The 18,084-nt window shown below is 72.6% G+C and carries 19 protein-coding genes; 12 read left to right on the top strand and 7 right to left on the bottom strand.

The window, feature by feature from the left end; translation table 11 throughout:
• The first annotated feature begins 122 nt into the window (after positions 1–122).
• The 3 genes from FB453_RS01910 to FB453_RS01900 are packed head-to-tail and all read left to right on the top strand — an operon-like array spanning position 123 to position 4,348.
• Complete coding sequence (locus FB453_RS01910) at positions 123–872, top strand: ABC transporter ATP-binding protein (protein WP_186717999.1); 750 nt, start codon at positions 123–125, stop codon at positions 870–872.
• Complete coding sequence (locus FB453_RS01905; RefSeq protein ID WP_486480123.1) at positions 866–3,289, top strand: ABC transporter permease; 2,424 nt, start codon at positions 866–868, stop codon at positions 3,287–3,289. The genes FB453_RS01910 and FB453_RS01905 overlap by 7 nt, the downstream gene beginning before the upstream one ends.
• A 48-nt stretch (positions 3,290–3,337) precedes the next feature.
• Positions 3,338–4,348: a hypothetical protein gene (locus FB453_RS01900; protein ID WP_145787043.1), complete on the top strand. Its 1,011-nt coding sequence runs from the start codon at positions 3,338–3,340 to the stop codon at positions 4,346–4,348.
• A gap of 1 nt (position 4,349) precedes the next feature.
• Here the strand turns inward: FB453_RS01900 and FB453_RS01895 are convergent, their stop codons facing one another.
• From FB453_RS01895 to FB453_RS01880, 4 genes are read right to left on the bottom strand one after another with little or no spacing between them, the layout of a single operon-like run.
• The gene (locus FB453_RS01895) at positions 4,350–4,913 is read right to left on the bottom strand and encodes an SOUL family heme-binding protein (protein WP_112731841.1); all 564 of its coding nucleotides are present in this window, start codon (positions 4,911–4,913) and stop codon (positions 4,350–4,352) included.
• A 32-nt stretch (positions 4,914–4,945) separates the two neighbouring features.
• On the bottom strand, positions 4,946–5,695 hold the full coding sequence (locus FB453_RS01890; protein ID WP_145787041.1) for a YqeB family protein: 750 nt from the start codon (positions 5,693–5,695) through the stop codon (positions 4,946–4,948).
• 2 nt (positions 5,696–5,697) lie between these two features.
• Complete coding sequence (locus tag FB453_RS01885; protein WP_145787039.1) at positions 5,698–6,495, bottom strand: ABC transporter permease; 798 nt, start codon at positions 6,493–6,495, stop codon at positions 5,698–5,700.
• Positions 6,492–7,388, bottom strand: coding sequence for an ATP-binding cassette domain-containing protein (locus FB453_RS01880; protein ID WP_145787037.1), 897 nt, complete (start codon positions 7,386–7,388; stop codon positions 6,492–6,494). Before FB453_RS01880 ends, FB453_RS01885 begins: the two co-directional genes overlap by 4 nt.
• A 132-nt stretch (positions 7,389–7,520) precedes the next feature.
• On the opposite strand from FB453_RS01880, the gene FB453_RS01875 reads away from it, so the two are divergent.
• From FB453_RS01875 to FB453_RS01860, 4 genes are all read left to right on the top strand, one after another.
• Positions 7,521–8,774, top strand: a complete 1,254-nt coding sequence (locus FB453_RS01875; protein ID WP_112601807.1) for a sensor histidine kinase — start codon at positions 7,521–7,523, stop codon at positions 8,772–8,774.
• The gene (locus FB453_RS01870) at positions 8,753–9,484 is read left to right on the top strand and encodes a response regulator transcription factor (protein WP_145787035.1); all 732 of its coding nucleotides are present in this window, start codon (positions 8,753–8,755) and stop codon (positions 9,482–9,484) included. The genes FB453_RS01875 and FB453_RS01870 overlap by 22 nt, the downstream gene beginning before the upstream one ends.
• A gap of 42 nt (positions 9,485–9,526) precedes the next feature.
• The gene (locus FB453_RS01865) at positions 9,527–11,005 is read left to right on the top strand and encodes an ATP-binding protein (protein ID WP_112582268.1); all 1,479 of its coding nucleotides are present in this window, start codon (positions 9,527–9,529) and stop codon (positions 11,003–11,005) included.
• Between the two features lie 145 nt (positions 11,006–11,150).
• Positions 11,151–11,504: a hypothetical protein gene (locus FB453_RS01860; protein WP_225855057.1), complete on the top strand. Its 354-nt coding sequence runs from the start codon at positions 11,151–11,153 to the stop codon at positions 11,502–11,504.
• A gap of 102 nt (positions 11,505–11,606) precedes the next feature.
• Here FB453_RS01860 and FB453_RS01855 read toward each other — a convergent pair whose 3' ends face one another.
• On the bottom strand, positions 11,607–12,386 hold the full coding sequence (locus tag FB453_RS01855; RefSeq protein ID WP_112582264.1) for a D-Ala-D-Ala carboxypeptidase family metallohydrolase: 780 nt from the start codon (positions 12,384–12,386) through the stop codon (positions 11,607–11,609).
• 305 nt (positions 12,387–12,691) lie between these two features.
• On the opposite strand from FB453_RS01855, the gene FB453_RS01850 reads away from it, so the two are divergent.
• Both FB453_RS01850 and FB453_RS01845 read left to right on the top strand, forming a co-directional pair.
• Positions 12,692–13,330: a DUF6642 family protein gene (locus tag FB453_RS01850; RefSeq protein ID WP_091393643.1), complete on the top strand. Its 639-nt coding sequence runs from the start codon at positions 12,692–12,694 to the stop codon at positions 13,328–13,330.
• A gap of 42 nt (positions 13,331–13,372) precedes the next feature.
• The gene (locus tag FB453_RS01845; RefSeq protein ID WP_145787033.1) at positions 13,373–13,837 is read left to right on the top strand and encodes a PPOX class F420-dependent oxidoreductase; all 465 of its coding nucleotides are present in this window, start codon (positions 13,373–13,375) and stop codon (positions 13,835–13,837) included.
• A 23-nt stretch (positions 13,838–13,860) separates the two neighbouring features.
• Here FB453_RS01845 and FB453_RS01840 read toward each other — a convergent pair whose 3' ends face one another.
• On the bottom strand, positions 13,861–14,502 hold the full coding sequence (locus FB453_RS01840; RefSeq protein ID WP_112582261.1) for an NAD(P)-dependent oxidoreductase: 642 nt from the start codon (positions 14,500–14,502) through the stop codon (positions 13,861–13,863).
• Positions 14,503–14,554: 52 nt separating this feature from the next.
• The gene (locus FB453_RS01835; RefSeq protein ID WP_145787031.1) at positions 14,555–15,787 is read right to left on the bottom strand and encodes a serine hydrolase domain-containing protein; all 1,233 of its coding nucleotides are present in this window, start codon (positions 15,785–15,787) and stop codon (positions 14,555–14,557) included.
• Positions 15,788–15,883: 96 nt separating this feature from the next.
• Here FB453_RS01835 and FB453_RS01830 point away from each other — a divergent pair, with 96 nt between their 5' ends.
• From FB453_RS01830 to FB453_RS01820, 3 genes are all read left to right on the top strand, one after another.
• Positions 15,884–16,477: a pentapeptide repeat-containing protein gene (locus FB453_RS01830; RefSeq protein ID WP_112582257.1), complete on the top strand. Its 594-nt coding sequence runs from the start codon at positions 15,884–15,886 to the stop codon at positions 16,475–16,477.
• A gap of 282 nt (positions 16,478–16,759) precedes the next feature.
• Complete coding sequence (locus FB453_RS01825) at positions 16,760–17,617, top strand: hypothetical protein (RefSeq protein WP_486480122.1); 858 nt, start codon at positions 16,760–16,762, stop codon at positions 17,615–17,617.
• A gap of 117 nt (positions 17,618–17,734) precedes the next feature.
• Positions 17,735–18,064, top strand: a complete 330-nt coding sequence (locus tag FB453_RS01820; RefSeq protein ID WP_030331319.1) for a hypothetical protein — start codon at positions 17,735–17,737, stop codon at positions 18,062–18,064.
• Positions 18,065–18,084 lie beyond the last annotated feature (20 nt).

Raw genomic sequence — 18,084 nt, 5'->3', positions numbered from 1 at the left:
TGGTCATCCCGCAGGACGACGCGCCGGCGTTTGTGGGCCCCGGACTCCACCCGGGGGAGGGCCGGAAAGTGCCCGCCCCGGCCCGACGCGCCGCACCCCCGGCATTCGGCACCGTAACGGTCATGACCACAGACACGGTGACCCTGACGGGGCTGCGCGCGGTGTACGGCACCGGGACCCGGCGGGTGACGGCGCTCGACGGCGTGACCACCGGCTTCGCGAGCGGCACGTTCACGGCGGTGATGGGCCCCTCCGGCTCGGGGAAGTCCACCCTGCTGCACTGCGCGGCGGGGCTGGACCGTCCGACCGAGGGGACCGTCACGATCGACGGCACCAACCTCAGCGACCTCGGTGAGGACGAGCTGACCCGACTGCGGCGGGACCGGATCGGCTTCGTCTTCCAGGCGTTCAACCTCGTGTCCACGCTGACCGCGGCGCAGAACGTCGAGTTGCCGTCGCGCCTGGCCCGTCGCCGCCCGCCGGCCGGGGACGCCGCCGCCGCCCTCGACGCCGTCGGCCTCGCCGACCGGGCCGGGCACCGGCCGAGTGAGCTGTCCGGCGGGGAGCAGCAGCGCGTCGCCGTGGCCCGAGCGTTGATCACCCGTCCGGCGGTGGTCTTCGCCGACGAGCCGACCGGGGCGTTGGACAGCGCCTCCTCCCGGCAGGTGCTCCGGCTGCTGCGGGCGCTCGTCGACGACCACGGGCAGACCGTCGTGATGGTGACCCACGATCCCGCCGCCGCCGCGTACGCCGATCGGGTCCTCCTGCTGGCCGACGGGCGCGTCGTCGACGAGCTGACCGGCGGGATCACCGCCGCCACCGTCGCCGCCCGGATCGCCGAGCGGGAAACCGTAGCGGAGTCGTCGTGCTGAGCGTCCGGCGGTCGGCAAGCGCATTCGTGGCCGTCGCTATCGGGGTCACGCTGGTCGCGGCGGCAACCCTGCTGCTCGCTTCCGGCCGCCCGCAGGTGCCGGACCGGCTGGCGCGGGCGGCGGTCGTGGTGCAGAGCCCCGAGGCGGGTGCGTCCGCCGACGAGTTCGTGCCGACCCGGCCCTGGTCCGCCACCACGGCGGCGGAGTTGGTCGGCAGGCTGGCCGGTCTGCCGGACGTGGTGGCGGCGGTGCCGGACCGCACCTTCTACGCGCAGCCGCTCGTCGACGGCCGACCCTCGGCCGCCGAAACCCGGCGCGAGGACGCCTACCAGGGGCACGGCTGGTCCAGCGCCCAGCTGGGTGGGCTGCGACTCACGGCCGGCGAGCCACCCCGCCGGCCCGGCGAGGTGGTCGTCGACCGCGCGCTCGGACTGCGCGCCGGCGCACCGGTCACCCTGCTGACCGCTGTGGGCCCGGAGTCGTACACCGTCAGCGGCCTGGTCGACGGACCGGGCGTCCATGTCGCGGACGCTGTCGCCGCCACGCTCGCGCCCGGCGTGCGGGCCATCGGGCTGGTGCTCGCGCCGGACGCCGACGCCGAGCGGGTCGCCACGGCGGCTCGCGGATTCGTCGGCGTTGACGGACGGGTGCTCACCGGTGACGCCCGCGGTGCGTTGGAGCCGCGCGGCGACGCCCGTACCCGGTGGATCGGCATGCAGGTGCTCACCGCCACGGCGGCCCTCGCCGGCTTCGTCACGGTGTTCGTGGTCGCCTCCACCTTCGCGTTCACCATCGCGCAGCGCCGCCGTGAGCTGGGCCTGCTGCGCGCCGTCGGCGCCACCGGGCGCCAGGTCCGCCGCATGGTCCACGCCGAGGCGCTCGCCGTCGGCGTCTCGGCGGGACTCGTCGGCCTGCTGGTGGGCGCGGCGCTCGCCCCGTTGCTGGGTCGGCTGCTGGTCGACGTCGGCTACGAACCGTCGACCTTCCGGGTCCGCTACGAACTCTGGCCGGTCGCGGTCTCGCTCGCCGCCGGGCCGGTGATCGCGTTGCTGGCCGTCTGGTCGGCGTCCCGCCGAGCGGCGCGGGTCCGCCCGCTGGAGGCGTTACGCGATGCCGCTGTGGAACAGCGACCGATCGGCCGGCTGCGTGCCGTCACCGGGGTGCTGCTCCTCGCGACGGGGGCCGCTCTCAGTCTGGGCACAGCGACCGCCGACGAGGCGCGGGTGGGGGCGCAGTACGCGCTCTACGCGGTGATGGCGCTGGTGGCCGGCACGACCGTGCTCGCCCCGGTGGTGGTCGGACCGCTGGTGTGGCTGCTGCGTTCTCCGGTGCGTCGGCCCGGTGGCGCGATCGGGATGCTGGTCCGGGGCGGGGCGTTGACAGCGACCCGGCGGACCGCCGCCATCGCCGCGCCGGTGCTGCTCACTGTCGCGTTCGCGGTGCTGGTGTCCGGGATGGTGCGCACCAGCACCGCCGCGTACGCGGCCGGTCGGGCGGACAACGTGAACGCCGGCTGGATCGTCGTGCCGGACCGCGCGCCCGGCCTGTCCGACCGGGCCGTCGCCGCGACCGGTGGCACCGCGCTGCTGCCGACCACCGTCTACCGCACCGACCCCGGAACGTCGCCACCGGACCGGCCGATGACCGCGCTCGGCGTGGATCCGGAGGGCTTCGCCGCCGCGAACCGGGTGCTCACCGTCGTCGCCGGTTCGTTGAACGACCTGAGGGGCGACGACACGGTGGTGGTCAGCGCCTCGGCGAACCGGCTGCCGTCCGAGCCGTACCCGGTGGTCTTCGCCGACGGGACGACGGTGTCGTTGCGCGTCGTCGCCGTGGTCGACGACACCTCGATCCCCGGCGACCTGCTCGTGCCGCGGGCCGTGGTGCGGACGCACGACCCGTCGGCGCTGACGTCCACGGTGTACGTCCGGGACCGCATCGATCCACCGGTCGGCGCGCGGATCCTCGACGTCCCGGGCTGGGCGGCCGAGGCGGACGCCGCCGAGGACCGCCTCGTCTGGCTCTTCACAGTGCTGCTGATCGGGGTGTCCGCCGGCTACGGGGCCATCGCGGTGGCCAACACGCTGCTGCTGGCCGCAGCCGGCCGCGCCGCGGACCTGCGGCTGATCCGGATGGCCGGGGCGACCCGACGGCAGGTCATCTGGCTGGTCACGGCGGAGTCCGCCCTGGTGGTCCTGATCGGCGCGCTGCTGGGTGGGGCTGTCGCGTTCGTTGGTCTGCTCAGCATCAGCGCCGGCCTCGCCGAGCAGGTCGGTGCCCCCGTCGATCTGGTGATGCCGTGGTCGGTGGTCGCCGGGGTGGTGGGGCTGTGCCTGCTGCTCGCGGTGCTGTCCAGCGTGTTGCCGACGTGGCGGCTGCTGCGCCACCGCCCCGCCCGGTCACCGGTCGGCGGATGACCGCGCCCCCCCCCCCCGCACGGGCGGTTGGCCCGTTACCGTCCACGGATGCGATCCGCGCGCCCGGTCGGGCTGCTCCTCTCCGCCGCCGCCGTCGCGCTCTGGGCGTACGGCATGACCACGTGGCAACCGCTGACCGAGCCGCTCGGCCCGTGGTCGGAGAGCCTGCCGGGCAACAACGCCTACTGGGCGCGCGACCTGCGGTTCATGGCGATCATGGCAGTGCCGCTCGGGCTGGTGCTGGCCGGGCGCGGGCAGGTGCGGTGGAGCGGCCCGGCGGTGGTGCTGGGCGGCTGCTGGATCGCCGCCGACGTGGCTGTCGACCGGGCCGACCCGATCGGCCTCGACGCGACGGTGCTGCTCGCCGTCGCTGGCTACGCCGTGCTCGGCGTGGTCGCGGCGCTCCTGCTCTGGTGGGAGCGCCGCACGCCGCAGACGTGGGAGCCTGGCACGACTCCGGCCGCCGACCGGCGGGTGCTGACCGGGGCCGCCTGCGTGGCCGGGGTCCTGACGCTGGTGGCGGCCGCGATGGAGTCACCGACAGACCGGGAGCCGGAGCTGAACCAGGGTGCCCTGGCCACGGCGGCGCTGCTGGTGGCAGTGGCCGTCGGCGCCGCGCTGGGGGCGGCTCCGGCGCGGACCCGGGCTCGCGTCGGGCTGGCGTCCGGCCTCGTCGTGGCGGCCCTGCTCGGCGTCGGGCTGGTCCGTGCCGCCGCGCCCGGTGAACGACTCCTGCCGGAGGCCGCTCTCGGGGCGGTGCTGCTCACCGGGGTCACAGTGCTGGCCTGGGACTGGCCGGGTGGTCGGCCGATCTGGTGGCACCACGCCCTGGCCGCGCTCATCGCGCTGGTGGGCCCGTTGGTGTTCCTGGTGGCCACGGCCGTCCCGATGATGCTCCTGCTGCCGATCGGGGCGACTTTCACAGCGCTGGCCGGCAACAGCCCGATCAACGCGGCCGACTCCGATCTGCTGGTCTCCGTGGTCGGGCTGCTCGCCGGGCTGGGTATGGCAGTGCTGCTGGCGCGGCCGAGCGTCGAAGACCGTCGGCGGCTCAGCTAGCTCACTCGACGACCGGCAGCACTACCTCGTTGCGGCGCAGGAACCACGGCTTCCACGGCGGGTCGAAGCGCGCGTACCGGATGGCGCCGGTCGGTTGCAGCCCGGCGGCGGTCACCGACCGGCCGAGCATCGTGGCCCGCTGGCTGAACGCCTGCTCCGTCCACCGCCCGGAGAACCGCATCGCCGCCGCCAGCCGCGCCGGAACCGCGCGGATCCGCACCCGGGCGTCGACCGGCTCGGGCAGGGTGGCGGTGGTGAAGCTGGCCGGCATGACGAACTGGATCAGGTACGCGCCCGGCCACTCACCCTCGATCTGCACCACCGGCACCGTCATGGCGATCTTCTCCGAGCCGCTGGCCGCCGCCGTCGCCGGCGCGGCGGAGCCGATCGGGTGCCGGGCCCGATTGGCGCCACCGATGTACGCGGCCAGCGGCCGGAACGCCTCGATCGGCGCCCGGGTGAAGGACGCCTGGATCTGCATCTCGGCCACCAGGTGGGCGGGGTACCGACGCAGCTCGAAGCCGGGGTGTCGGGACACCACCCGGTACGGCTGCTGTTCGGTCATGGCGCGGCTCCCAGGGTCTGCTGGGACAGACGCTACCGCCCGTCCGGCTCCCGCTCGGCCGAAGTCGGCTGCTCCGGCCCTGGGGCGATGGCCCGGGTGGTCAACCGCCAGTACTGCCGCTTGCCCTCGTCGCGCAGCACCACCCCGATCTGGCCCAGCTCGCGGCGCAACTCCCGGGCGTCGTCGCGGCGGTCCCGCTCGATCGCCCGGTCCCGGGCGCGCAGCAGCGCGTCCGCGCCGGCCGGCAACCCGGGCAGGTCCGGAACCCACAGCCGGTACGCCGACCGGTGCGGGTCGTCGTCCGCCCAGCCCCAGCCGTGCGCCCGGAACGCCGCCGCCAGTTGGGCGGCCGGCAGGTCCGTCGACTCCCGGACCAGTTCCGCGCCGTCGGCGTCCAGCAGCACCAGGTGCTTGTCGGCGAGGAAGACCACCCGGGTGTCGACCCGGGCGATGGTCCGGTTCTCATCGGAGCGGCGCAGCTGGACCTGCGCCCCGTCGACGGTGACGATCAACCGTTCGGCGGTGCCGATCCCGGCGATGACCAGGCCGGCCAGGACGCCCACCCCGATGGTGCCGGCGGTGGCCTGCGGCTCGGGCAGCCGGTCCAACCACTCGATCAGGTCGCTGAACGGCACCCAGGGCAGCCGGGCGAGCCAGCCCGTCGCCGCCGCGAGGAGCCATCCGGCGCCCGCGCCGAGCAGCGGGAAGCCACCCCACAGGACCGCCAGCTCCAGCGGGCCGCCGCTGACCACGGTGCGCGGACGGTAGCTGGCCATGTCCATGGTCAGGACACCTCGCGGCGCAGCGTCCGGAACAGCCCGGCGGCCAGCGGGAGGATCATCCAGACCAGCAGGGACACCACAATCCGTCCCCACTGGCCCCCGGTCAGGGCGTCGCTGCTGAACAACGGTTCCATGGTCTTGCTGGTGTCCAACCATTCGGAGGGACCGCGCAGCGGTTTGACCATCTCGCCGAGCACCCCCCACAGGGTGGGCAGCAGCAGGTAGCCGACGATCGCCAGCGGCGGGTTGAGCAGCAGCAGACCGAAGGCGGCACCCATCAACACGCTGGTGACCTGGAGGATCCCCGCGTTCAGGACCAGCGACCAGTCGAATTGCCAGGTGCCCGCCCCGCCGGTGGCGGACGCCACCAGCGTGCCGACGGCGGCGACCGCGAGGCTGGCCAGCACCGAGGCGAGCGCGGTGAGCATCACGGCGAACAACTTCGCGGCGACCACCCGCTCCCGGCGGGGTACCAGGGCGTACGTGGTGAGCGCGGTGCGCTGCGACCACTCACTGGTGATCGACAGGATGCCCAGCACCGGCAGCAGCACCGACACCGGCAGCAGTGAGGGGACGAAGAAGTTGAGGAAGGTCTGGTCGGCCTCCCCGGCGTAGATCAGTTGCAGGGTGACGATCGCGGCGGTGGTCAGGCCGATGGTGATCAGCAGCCAGCGACCGGCCCGGGTGTCGACGAGCTTGCGCAGCTCCACGCCGGTGAGCCGGAGCAGCGACGGTCGGCGTACCGGGGTGTGGTGCCGGGGCGCGACGGCGCCGGCGGCGGGCGCGGTGGTGGTGGTCATCGGACGGCCTCCTTGGTCGATTCGCCGGCGGTCAGGGTGAGGAAGAGCTGTTCGAGGCCGCCGCCGCTGGCGGGGCGCAGCTCGGCCAACGCGACGCCGGCATCGGCGGCGGCCTGGCCGACCGCCTCGGCGTCGGCCTGCACGAGCAGCCCCTCCGAGCTGTCGGCGGCGCTCAGGTTGGCCACCTCCAGCGCCCGCCGCAGCGCCGCACCGTCGCGGGCCCGGACCACAGTGCCGCCGCCGGCCAGCAGCTCGTTCTTGTCGCCCTGGGCCACGATCCGGCCGCCCCCGATAACCACCAGCCGGTCCGCGACCGCCTCCACCTCGCGCAGCAGGTGGGAGGAGAGCAGCACGGTGCCGCCCCGGTCGGCGAAGTCGCGCAGCAGGCCGCGCATCCAGAAGATCCCCTCCGGGTCCAGACCGTTGGCCGGCTCGTCGAGGATCAACACCCGGGGGTCGCCGAGCAGCGCGTGCGCCAGCCCGAGCCGTTGGCGCATACCCAACGAGTACGCCCGTACCCGACGCTTCGCGGCCACCGCGTTCAACCCGACCAGGTCGAGCTTCGCGGCGACCTCGCGCCGGTCCAGACCCATGGTGTACGCGGACAGCGTCAACGCCTCGCGGCCGGTGCGCCCGGCGTGCTGGGCGGAGGCGTCCAGCAGCACCCCGACCTCCCGCCCCGGGTTGGGCAGCTCCTGGTACGGGTGCCCGGAGACCGTGGCGCGGCCGGCGGTCGGCGTGGTCAGCCCGCAGATCATGCGCATGGTCGTCGACTTGCCGGCGCCGTTGGGGCCGAGGAAGCCGGTGACGCTGCCCGGCTCGCACTGGAACGACACGTCGTCCACGGCCGGGTGTGGCCCGTATCGCTTGGTGAGGTTCTCCACGGTGATCATGCGGTTGAGCCTGCCCGCGCCGCCCGGCTATCCGCTGCGGCCACCGGTCGGTGCCCCGTCGACCTTGGTCGATCATCGGATCTCGACTTTGGTAGCTGGTTGTCGGGCCCCGATGCTGCCTAGCATGGGCGCGTGACCAGCCTCGCCGTCCCGGAGCACCCCTGGCTGCTGCCAGGGGAGCTGGTGGTGCCGGCTGACCGCGGGCGTACGCGTCCGCGTCGCACCACCCGCGACTGGATCGTGGACAGCGTCGCGTTCCTGGTCTCCCTGCTCTGGGTGCTCTTCGCCACCGCCGACGCCCTGTCGCCCGACCCGGCGATGGCCACTCCGCTCCCGCACGACTGGATGACCGGTGCCGACGCCGTGATCGGGTTGGTCTGCTGTGGGCTGCTCTGGATGCGCCGCCGATGGCCGCTCGGGCTGATAGTGGCGACGACACCGCTGACGCTGTTCTCGATGGCCGCCGCCATCCCGCTGCTGATCTTCTACTTCACTGTGGTGGTGCACCGGCGGACCGCCATCGCGATCGCGGTCACCGGTGCCGGTCTCGTCACCAACCTGGTCTTCAGTTGGACACGCCCGGACCCGAGCATGCCCTACTGGGCCACCGTGTCCTGGGGAGTGGTGCTCAGTTTCGCGGTGCTGGCTTGGGGGATGTTCGTCCGGGCCCGCCGGCAGTTGATCGTGTCCTTGCGGGAGCGGGCCGAGCGGGCCGAGGCGGAGCAGCAGCTGCGGGTCACCCAGGCCCGCCACCTCGAACGCACCCGGATCGCCCGGGAGATGCATGACGTGCTGGCCCACCGGATCTCGCTGCTCAGCCTGCACGCGGGTGCGCTGGAGTTCCGCCCGGACGCGCCGGCCGACGAGGTGGCCCGGGCCGCCGGGGTGATCCGGGGCAGCGCGCACGCCGCCCTCCAGGACCTGCGCGAGGTGATCGGGGTGCTCCGGGCCGAGGACGACGGTGCCGGCGACGCCCCCGAGCCGCCGCAGCCCACCCTCGCCGACCTGCCGGCCCTGATCGCCGAGTCGCGGTCGGCCGGGGTGCGGGTGAACGTCAGCGACAGCGTCGCCAGCCCGGGGGAGGTGCCGGCGGCGTTGGGCCGGGCCGCGTACCGGATCGTGCAGGAGGGGCTGACCAACGCCCGCAAGCACGCTGCCGGCGCGGCAGTCACCGTGGACGTGGCCGGCGGGCCGGGCGCCGGGCTGACCGTGGCGATCGGCAACCGGTGGCCGGTCGGCGCACCGGCCGGCGGCACCTTGCCGGGTGCCGGCACCGGCCTGGTCGGCATCAGCGAACGGGTGACCCTGGCCGGCGGGCGACTCGCCTACGGCCGGGACGACAGCGGTGACTTCCGGCTGGCCGCCTGGCTGCCGTGGCCGGCGTGACCAGCCCTGCCGGCGCAGCCGGCCCGCCGGACGCGGCCGCGCCCCCGGTACGCGTGCTGATCGTGGACGACGACGCGTTGGTCCGGGCCGGGCTCTCGATGATCCTCGGCGGTCTGCCGGACTTGGCCGTGGTCGGCGAGGCGGCCGACGGTGGCGAGGTGCCGGCTGCCGTCGCCGCGTACGCCCCGGACGTGGTGCTGATGGACATCCGGATGCCCCGGGTCGACGGGCTGACCGCCACCGAGGCGCTGCGTGCCCAACCGCACCCGCCGGAGGTGCTGGTGCTGACCACCTTCGACGCCGACGAACAGGTGCTGCGGGCGCTCCGCGCCGGGGCGGCCGGTTTCCTGCTCAAGGACACCCCACCGGCGGAGATCGTGCGCGCCGTACGCCGGGTCGCGGCGGGCGAGGCGACGCTCTCGCCGACGGTGACCCGGACGTTGATCGCCCACGTGACCGCGGCCGCCCCCGGCCCGGTCGGCCTGGACCCGCGCCGCGAACGGGCGCTGCGGCTGCTCACCGGGCTCAGCGAGCGGGAGCGGCAGGTGGCTGTCGCGCTGGGGCGGGGCCACACCAACGCGGAGATCGCGGGGGAGTTGTTCATGAGCGTGGCGACGGTGAAGGCGTACGTCTCCCGGCTGCTGACCCGACTGGAACTGAACAACCGGGTCCAGGTGGCGCTGCTCGTGCACGACGCCGGCCTCGTCTGACGAGGCGTTCGCCGGGGTCAAGGGCCGGACACACCAACGCGGATGAGGTTACACTCATTTTTGGTTGTTCCATCGTTGGTTGTGTCAGGAGTGATCGTGGACGGCTTTGTCGGACGGGACCGTGAACTCGACCTCCTGGGCGGCATGCTTTCTCGGGTGCGACGGGGTGGCCGTGCTGGTCGGCCTGGGCGGGCCCTTCTCATGCGCGGTCGGCGGCGGGTGGGCAAGTCCCGACTGGTCGAGGAGTTCGTGGAGCGGGCCGAGGTGCCGTACCTCTTCTTCACCGCCTCGGCGCAGCCGACCGTCGCAGCCGAGCTCGCCCTCTTCGTGGAGGAGGCGGCCGCCTCGACACTGCCGGGTGCGCAGATCCTTCGGGAGCAGCAACCACAGACCTGGGACGCCGCGCTGACCCTGCTCGCCGCCGCGCTGCCGTCCGACCGGCCGAGCGTCGTCGTCCTGGACGAGATGCCGTACCTCATCGCGGGCGACCCGGGTTTCGAGGGAACGTTGCAGAAGGTCTTCGATCGCGAGTTGTCCCGTCGACCGGTTCTCCTGATCTGCGTCGGATCGGACCTGGCCATGATGGAAGCCCTCAACGACTACGGCCGGCCGTTCCACCAGCGAGCCACGGAGATGGTCATTCCGCCGCTGAGCCCGGCCGACGTCAGCGACATGCTCGGCCTGTCCGCCGCCGACGCGTTCGACGCCTACCTGGTGTCCGGCGGTTTGCCGCTGATCCTCGACGAGTGGCCGACCGGTGCGTCGGTCCACGAGTATCTGACCGACGCGGTACGGGATCCGACCTCTGCCCTGCTGGTCAGCGGCGAGCGGGCACTGGCGGCGGAGTTCCCGCCCCAGTCCCAGGCGGGGCTGGTGCTGCGGGCCATCGGCTCCGGTGAGCGGACCTTCTCGCTGATCTCCCGCGCGGCAGGGGATCTTCCGCAGGCGTCCCTCAACCGCGCCCTGCGCCTGCTGACCCAGAAACGGGCCGTGGAGGTCACCGTTCCGCTGTCGACCAAGCCGTCGCGGGAGACCCGGTACTCGGTGGCCGATCCGTACCTGCGTTTCTGGTTGTCGTTCCTGGGGCCGCACCTCTCCGAGATCGAGCGGGGGCGGGGCGACCTGACCCTGGACCGGATCGACCGGTCGTGGACGTCCTGGCGAGGGCGAGCCATCGAACCTGTCGTCCGGGAGGCGCTGCGCCGGCTGCCCAGTGACCATCTACCGGCGGAGGCGGCGACGATCGGCGGCTACTGGACCCGGACCAACGACCCGGAGATCGACATAGTCGGCGCCGACCGTGCGCCCGTCGCTCGGAGCATCAGCTTCGTCGGATCGGTCAAGTGGCAGGAGAACCGACCCTTTGACGCGCATGACCTGGGCCGACTGCTCCTGCACCGGTCCCAGCTTCCCGGCGCCGACGAATCGGTGCCGGTCGTCGCCGTGTCGCGCAGCGGCACTGCCGTCGACGGCATCCGGGTGCTGTCGGCGGAGGATCTGCTTACCGCGTACCGGAATTGAACTTTCGTCCGGTGTCCGCCGTACCCATGGCCGAGGATGTCGGTGCGGTAGGTCCGCCGTACCGCTGCCGAACTGCGGGAGGCCTGCCGTGCGAGTTGGTGAGCAGTCGACGGATCCCATCGATCAGGTACTGGGTGAGGTGCCAATGCCGGCACCACTGACCCCGGAGGATGTCCGGCTCGCGGTCCGGGCGGTGGTCGTGCACACCGCCGAGGAGTGGCCCACCGGGCCGCTGTGCCGCAACGACGGCGCCTCCTACCCGTGCCGGCTGCACCGCTGGGGGCGTCGGGTGTTGGAGACACACGGGCTCAACGAGCGGCAGATCGAGGCGTTGATCCGGCATGGCAATCCGTTTGTGCACGTGCCGTTCCCGTTCACGGCGACCGGGCCGTCGCGGCAACAGGCCGCGCGAGTCGTCCCCCAGGGGGTACGGCCCACCGCTGCTGGCCGGCCGGTGACTCCCCCCGTCACCGCGCCGCGCTGGCCCCGGGCGAGCTGAGCGCGCTACCCCTCCGCCCATCCGACCCGGGGCGACACGACGTCGGCCCGGCGCGAAGATTCCCCCTCCGCGTCGGGCCGACGTCGCTCTGAGCGGGTGGGCTCAGTTGCCAACCCCGCAGTCCGGGGCGGACCAGCTCGTCGTGTTCGAGCTGTCGTCGCTGTTGTTCTCCCGACGCGAGTCGACGTGCACGTGGTCGTCGTGGTCGGGGTAGCCCGGCCCGTAGATCCCACTGAAGCCGTTGTTACGGGCGCCGCGGGCGACCTGGCACAGCGAGGACGTCCGTGAGGTCACGTCGGCCGCGTTGCCGTACAGGTGTTGGCTGTCGGAGGCGCCGCCGACCTGGTTGTTGCAGGCGCGACTGCGGAACCCACTCGACACGTAGAGCGGCTTGTCACCGAGGCCCTTGCGCAGCGCCTCCAGCTTCCACATGGTGCGCAACGCGTTCTGCTTGGTCTGGTTCGCCGACAGCGGGCCGCCGCTCCACCCGCTCCCGCCACAACCGTTGTCCAGCTCGCCGTAGGTGAAGTGTGCGGGCGTGCAGTCGTTGTCCTGGAGTTGGTACAGCTTGGCGAAGGTCTGTGGGCCGGCGATGCCGTCGGCGCGCAGCCCGTACGCCTGCTGGAACCGCTTGACCGCGGCGGCGGTCTTCGGCCCGTAGCGGCCGTCGTTCTCCACGATGTCCCGGTAACCGGCCCACCCGGCGACCCGGATCTGCAACTGGCGGACGTCGTCGCCGGAGCGCCCCTGGCTCAGGGTGCGGTTCCAGGTGTAACAGCCGTCCGCGTACGCCGCCGGTGCGGCGATCACCGTGGCGATTGCGGCCCCGGGCAGTGCCAGGGCGAATGCGACAGCGACCCGCTTCAAGGTGTTTACGCGCACAGAAGTCCTCCCGATAGGAGAGCGAATGGGGTGGCACCAGGACATCGACCGAGAAGTCCCGTGATTTCCACCCTCGCACTGATCAGTGCCGTTGGAGGTGGTTAACGAGAATCGTGCTCACAATCTGCTGTCCCTGGGTATTGGCTGGGAATTCGGCTGATTTGCGAAACAGCCATTTCCGACCGATCACCCCGGCTGCGGTCAAGGGCACCGAACGTCGCAATCTGCCACACGGAGGGTGATGTTCCCGGGGCGATGGCGGCCGGTAACGTCAGCTGCGGGGCGGCGGACTGGCGGAGGTGCGCGTGGCACGTGGTGGCGTCTTCTGTGTCGAGGGTCAGTGGCACCGTGACCTCAACGAGCGGGGCTCGGTGCTGCCCACGCTGGAGCTGCTGGAGCGGCTGGGCAAGATCCGCTTCATCCACAAGGACGCGGCCACCCGCGACGAGTTGTTCTACTTCCTGGACCGTTGGCTGCTCAAGCAGTACGCCGACCACCGGGTCGGCTTCTTCGCCATGCACGGTGAGCCGAGCCGGCTCTGCCTGACCGACTGGCAGTCGGTGGAGTTGAACGAGGTGGCCGAGCTGATGGCTGGCCGCGCGGAGGGGCGGCGACTCTATTTCGGCAGCTGCTCGGTGCTGCGCGCCTCGGACGCGGTGCTGCGCGAGTTCCTGGAGGTCACCGGAGCCGCTCTGATCTGCGGTTTCACCCGGGAAGTCGACTGGGTCGAATCGGCGGCCTTCGAAACAGTGCTCCTCGACGTGCTTGCCAACGGCCAGCGACACAATGCCGCCGAGCTGCGGATGGGCTCCGCCCACTGGGCTCCGCTCGCGTCGTACCTCGGCTTTCGGGTGATCTACGCCAACGGTCGGGCCTGGCGTCCGTCCGGCCGTCCCCGGGTGCCCACCCAGGCGGTGCACCGCGCCGCGGCCCGACCCCGCTGACCCGCCGCCGCCGCTGCGCCCGCACCCTGGTAGGAACGGGGAATGGCACGCAGCATCGCAAGGAACACCCGGGTCGACCGGGACGGCCTGCTCGACTTCCTCCGGCCGCGACACCGCGTCGTGCTGATGACCACCCGCCCCGACGGGCGACCGCAGTCCTCCCCGGTCTCCGCCGGGGTCGACGGGCAGGGGCGGCTGGTCGTCTCCACCTACCCCGAGCGGGCCAAGGTGAGCAACCTCCGCCGCGACCCCCGGGTCTCGGCCTGCGTGCTCAGCGACGACTGGAACGGCCCCTGGGTGCAGATCGACGGCACCGCCGAGGTGCTCGACCTGCCCGAGGCACTGGAGCCGCTGGTCGAATACTTCCGCAGCATCTCGGGTGAGCACCCGGACTGGGACGACTACCGGGCGGCCATGGTGCGTCAGGGCAAGTCGCTGATCCGGGTCACCATCGACGCCTGGGGTCCGATTGCCACCGGTGGTTTCCCGGCCCGCCTCGCCGACTGACCGCGGCTGGCCCCGCAGCCGGGTCAGTACGCGGCGGTGAAGCGGGCGTTCGGGTGTCGCGGCTGCTCGATCTCGTCGATGATCGCCACCGCCAGGTCCTCATAGGTGAGCACCGAGCGGCCCTGAGCATCGGTGACCGGCTGGTCGGTGCCGGTGCGGTAGTGCCCGGTGCGAGCGCCGGGGTGGAACTCCAGCGGGGGTGGCGAGACATACGTCCAGCTCACCCCGTCGGCCGCCGTGCGGTAGTAGTCCAGCGCGTCCGCCTGGCCCAGCGCCGATTCCCGGTACTCCGCCGGGAAGTCCGGTTCGTCGAGAATGCGGGTGCCGCCCGGGGTGAGCAGGGTGGACCCGCCGCCCAGGTGGATGATCCGCGGTGCGGCCGGCATCCCGCGCAGCGTGGTCACCAGGTTCTCCGCCGCGTTCCGCCACAGCTCGCGCTCGCCGCCGCCGATTGCCACGACCAGCGCGTCGGCGTCCGGCGCCAGCTCCCGGACACTCCGCTCGCTGGTCGCGTCGCCGGTGACCGTCCGCACCCCGGCCGGTAGGTACGAGGTGGCCTCCGGGCGGCGGACGGCGGCGATCACCCGGTGCCCCCGGTCGACCGCCTCGGAAACGACCCGCGAACCGGCGGTGCCGCCCGCGCCAAACACGACGATGGTGCTCACCAGCTCAGGCTAGGGACTGGGCCAGCTCCCGGTTGGTGGAACGACGATCCCGTCAGTCGATCAGGGCGGCGTAGACGAGCTGGCGCAGCTGGGAGCGGAGCGGGTAGGTGCTCGACGGCATCAGCTGCGTGAACAGCAGCGCGGTGATCTCCTCGGCCGGGTCGACCCAGAACGCGGTGCTGGCCACCCCACCCCAGTAGTACTCCCCGACGCTGCTCGGCACCCGGCTGGGGATCGGGTTGTCGACCACCGCGAAGCCGAGGCCGAAGCCGATCCCTTCCAGGGTGGTCTCGGCGAAGCCGCCGGTGGACAGGGTGCCCAGGTCCTGACCGCCGGGCAGGTGGTTGCGGGTCATGAACCGCACCGTGCGCGGCCCGAGTAGCCGGACGCCGTCCAGCTCGCCGCCGCGCAGCAGCACCTGCGTGAATCGGTGGTAGTCGGCGGCGCTGGAGATGAGACCACCACCGCCGGAGAGCAGCGTCGGCTTGCTGAAGGCGAGCGACCCCAGGCTGTCGTAGCGGACGGCTCGGCCGCTGCGCGGTTCCGGTACGTAGAGCGCGGCCAGCCGCTCGGCCTCGTCGCCCTCCACCCACCAGCGGGTGTCGGTCATGCCGAGTGGGCCGAAGATCCGGTCGGCGAAGAACGCGTCGAGGCTCTGCCCGGAGATCACCTCGACGAGTCGGCCCAGCACGTCGGTGGCGACGGAGTAGCCCCACGCCGAGCCGGGCTGAAACAGCAGCGGCAGCTCGCCGAAGGCCGCGCAGGCGCCGGCCAGGTCGACGTCCGCCGGCGGGTACAGGTCGTAGCCGGCGGCCCGGTAGAGGCCGTCGACCACCGAGGTCTGCATGAAGCCGTACGTCAGGCCGGCCGTGTGGGTGAGCAGGTGCCAGACCCGGATCGGCTCGACCGCCGGCACGGTGTACGGCTTGAGCGCCGACCCCTTGGAGTAGACCCGCAGGTCGGCGAACTCGGGCAGCCAGCGGCTGATCTCGTCGGTCAGCTCGAACCGGCCCTCCTCCCACAGCATCATCGCCGCGACCGAGGTGACCGGCTTGGTCATCGAGTAGATCCGCCACAGGGTGTCGGCCTCGACCGGTGCGCCCGACTCCCGGTCGCGCAGCCCGTACGTCGAGGAGTGCGCCACCTCTCCACGACGGGTGACCACCACCTGCCAGCCGGCCAGCCGGCCGTCGTCGACGTACCGGCCGAAGTGCTCGTCGATCCGCGCCAGCCGCGCAGTGTCGAAACCGATCTGATCCGGGTCCTTGCTCCGAGCCACACTCACGACGCCGAACGTACTCGCCGGTACACCGCCACCGGAAGTGGGCCGCCGCCGGCCTGCCGGCCGTCGGCTGCCGGCGGCGCCCACTAGCCTGGCCGGATGCCGGAGTTGACCGAGGACGTGACCTTCCGCAACGAGGACTGGTACGGCGAGGAGCTGACCGATCGGCACTTCGTGGGTTGCGAGTTCTTCGGGGTGGACCTGACCGAGGCGGTGAGCAGGGGCGCGGTCTTCACCGGGTGCACGTTCGGCAACGTAGCGTTCAACGCCTCCCGACATGTCGACTCCGCCTTCACCCGTTGCGTCTTTCGGCGGTGCAACTTCTTCGAGGCCGAGTTCACCGGCTGCAAGCTGGTCGGCAGCACCTTCAGCGAGTGCGATCTGCGCCCGTTGACGGTGGACGGCGGTGACTGGTCCTTCGTCGCGTTGCCCGGTGCCGACCTGCGTGGCGTCCGGCTGACCGGGGTGCGCATGCGCGAGGTGGACCTCACCAGGGCCAACCTCACCGGTGCTACGGTCACCGGTGTCGATCTTTCCGGGGCACAGTTGACCAATGTCCGGCTCGGCGGCGCCGACCTGCGGGGCAGCGATCTCACCGCGCTGGATCCGACGGTCGTCGAACGGGCCGGCGCCGTGATCGACGTCGAGCAGGCCGTGGTCGTCGCGCAACTGCTCGGCTTCCGGATCGGCTGACCCGAAGGCGCTCCTGGTCTGCCGAAGTGCCCGTCCGGGCGGGCCGGGTTGTCCGACAGCGTCCCATTGTGGGCTGGACACGTCCGGTAGTCCGGATCTAGCGTGTCGTCCACGCCCGGGTAAACGTGAAACTGCCCACAGTGGATGGTGTGGTCCTCGGCGGTGCAAAACGGCCGGGCGGCGGAGTTGGAGGGGTCGGTGGCGGACGAAGACCGCACGCGGGCTGGTTCGAGGGCTGGCGACGGACCGCCGAAGCACCGTCCGCGCGCCATTACCGCCGGGGTGACCCGCAGGGTGTTGCGCCGCGCCCGACAGCGGCGGCGCTGGGCGGTGGAGGGAGCCGCCGTACTCGTCTGCCTGGTGGTGCTGATCTCGTACCTCGCCACCCGGCCCGGTCCGGCGCCGGACGACGACCAGGCGGGTCCGGGCGGCGTGCCCGCCGGTGCCGCCCGTTCCCCCGGTTTCCCGGCCGCCGACGGGCGCACCGGCGAGGCGGGGCCGGCGACGCCCGGCTTGCGTCCGCGCCAGCGCCCACCCTCGCCGGACCCGACGCCGTCGGCCAGCACGCCTGCCCCGCCACCGGCTAAGCCCGGTCCGCCGGCGCTGACGGTGAGCCGGGGCGAGATGCCCGCGATCGTCAACCTCACCGCCGTTGGCGCCCGGGACTGGGTGCACTGGGGGGAGCGCGGCGGCGGGTCGATGAACCGCAAGCGCTCCGGCTCCGGCGAGATCATCGACGGGGGTGGCCCAGGCCGGCGGGTCGGTTGGGACGGCAACCAGGAGTACGTGCGCTGGACCGACGGCACGCCGGAGCGGTCGACAAGCGGCAGCTCCAACGGCGTCTACGCCTGCGGTGCCGGGAACGGGTTCAGCCTCGCCGTCGCCGGCAGTGGTGAGCCGCGCACCGTCGAGCTCTACGGTGGCATCTGGATGGCTCGGGGGCGACTGGAAGCGCGGCTGTCCACCGGCGGGCCCGCCAGGACCGCCCGACTGGAAGACCCCTACACCAGTCAGAGTGCCCAGTTCACCATCCGCTTCACAGTGCCGAAGGGCGCCCGGCTGCTGCTGAGCTGGACCGTCGAGAAGGTCTTCACGTCGCACTGCGGCAACGTCGGCCTCCAGGCCGTGACGGTGCGTTGACTGACTGACTGATCGCTGCGCGTTCGGCCAGCGGGACAGTTTGTCCGTCGCGGACCGTCGATTGCGTCGTAACTTTTTGCTGTCCCCATCCGACCATCCAGTGTGGAGGCAGCGGAGATGAGTAGCAGCACCGCCCACCGCGTCCGTCGTGCCGCTTCGTCCGGCACCGGTGAAGCGTCCGGGGAGGTTCTTCGCGACATCCCCCTGCCGCCGTACGTGACGGGCGAGGACACCCAGTTTGCCGTACGGGCGGTGGTGGTGCACGCCCCCCGACGGTGGTCCGGGGGTGTGGTCTGCCGTAACGATGCCAGCCCGCACCCGTGCCGCCTGCACCGCTGGGGCACCCGGGTGCTGGCGCTGCGCGGGCTGCGGGCCGCTGAGATCGCCGCGCTCATCGAACGTGGTGACCCGACGGCGGTGGTCCCCCCACCGGACCGTCCGGCCTGAGCGCTCGCTGGGCCGGGAGG

The sequence above is a fragment of the Micromonospora sp. CNZ322 genome, assembly GCF_007827755.1.
This window is presented reverse-complemented; position numbering and strand designations above follow the sequence as displayed.

Coding starts and splice junctions, on each gene's coding strand:
- FB453_RS01895 (WP_112731841.1), bottom strand. CDS start 4,913: ATGACCGAACAGCAGCCGTACCGGGTGGTGTCCCGACACCCCGGCTTC.
- FB453_RS01845 (WP_145787033.1), top strand. CDS start 13,373: ATGGCACGCAGCATCGCAAGGAACACCCGGGTCGACCGGGACGGCCTG.
- FB453_RS01820 (WP_030331319.1), top strand. CDS start 17,735: ATGAGTAGCAGCACCGCCCACCGCGTCCGTCGTGCCGCTTCGTCCGGC.
- FB453_RS01865 (WP_112582268.1), top strand. CDS start 9,527: ATGAGGTTACACTCATTTTTGGTTGTTCCATCGTTGGTTGTGTCAGGA.
- FB453_RS01880 (WP_145787037.1), bottom strand. CDS start 7,388: ATGATCACCGTGGAGAACCTCACCAAGCGATACGGGCCACACCCGGCC.
- FB453_RS01900 (WP_145787043.1), top strand. CDS start 3,338: ATGCGATCCGCGCGCCCGGTCGGGCTGCTCCTCTCCGCCGCCGCCGTC.
- FB453_RS01885 (WP_145787039.1), bottom strand. CDS start 6,495: ATGACCACCACCACCGCGCCCGCCGCCGGCGCCGTCGCGCCCCGGCAC.
- FB453_RS01830 (WP_112582257.1), top strand. CDS start 15,884: ATGCCGGAGTTGACCGAGGACGTGACCTTCCGCAACGAGGACTGGTAC.
- FB453_RS01910 (WP_186717999.1), top strand. CDS start 123: ATGACCACAGACACGGTGACCCTGACGGGGCTGCGCGCGGTGTACGGC.
- FB453_RS01890 (WP_145787041.1), bottom strand. CDS start 5,695: ATGGACATGGCCAGCTACCGTCCGCGCACCGTGGTCAGCGGCGGCCCG.
- FB453_RS01860 (WP_225855057.1), top strand. CDS start 11,151: ATGCCGGCACCACTGACCCCGGAGGATGTCCGGCTCGCGGTCCGGGCG.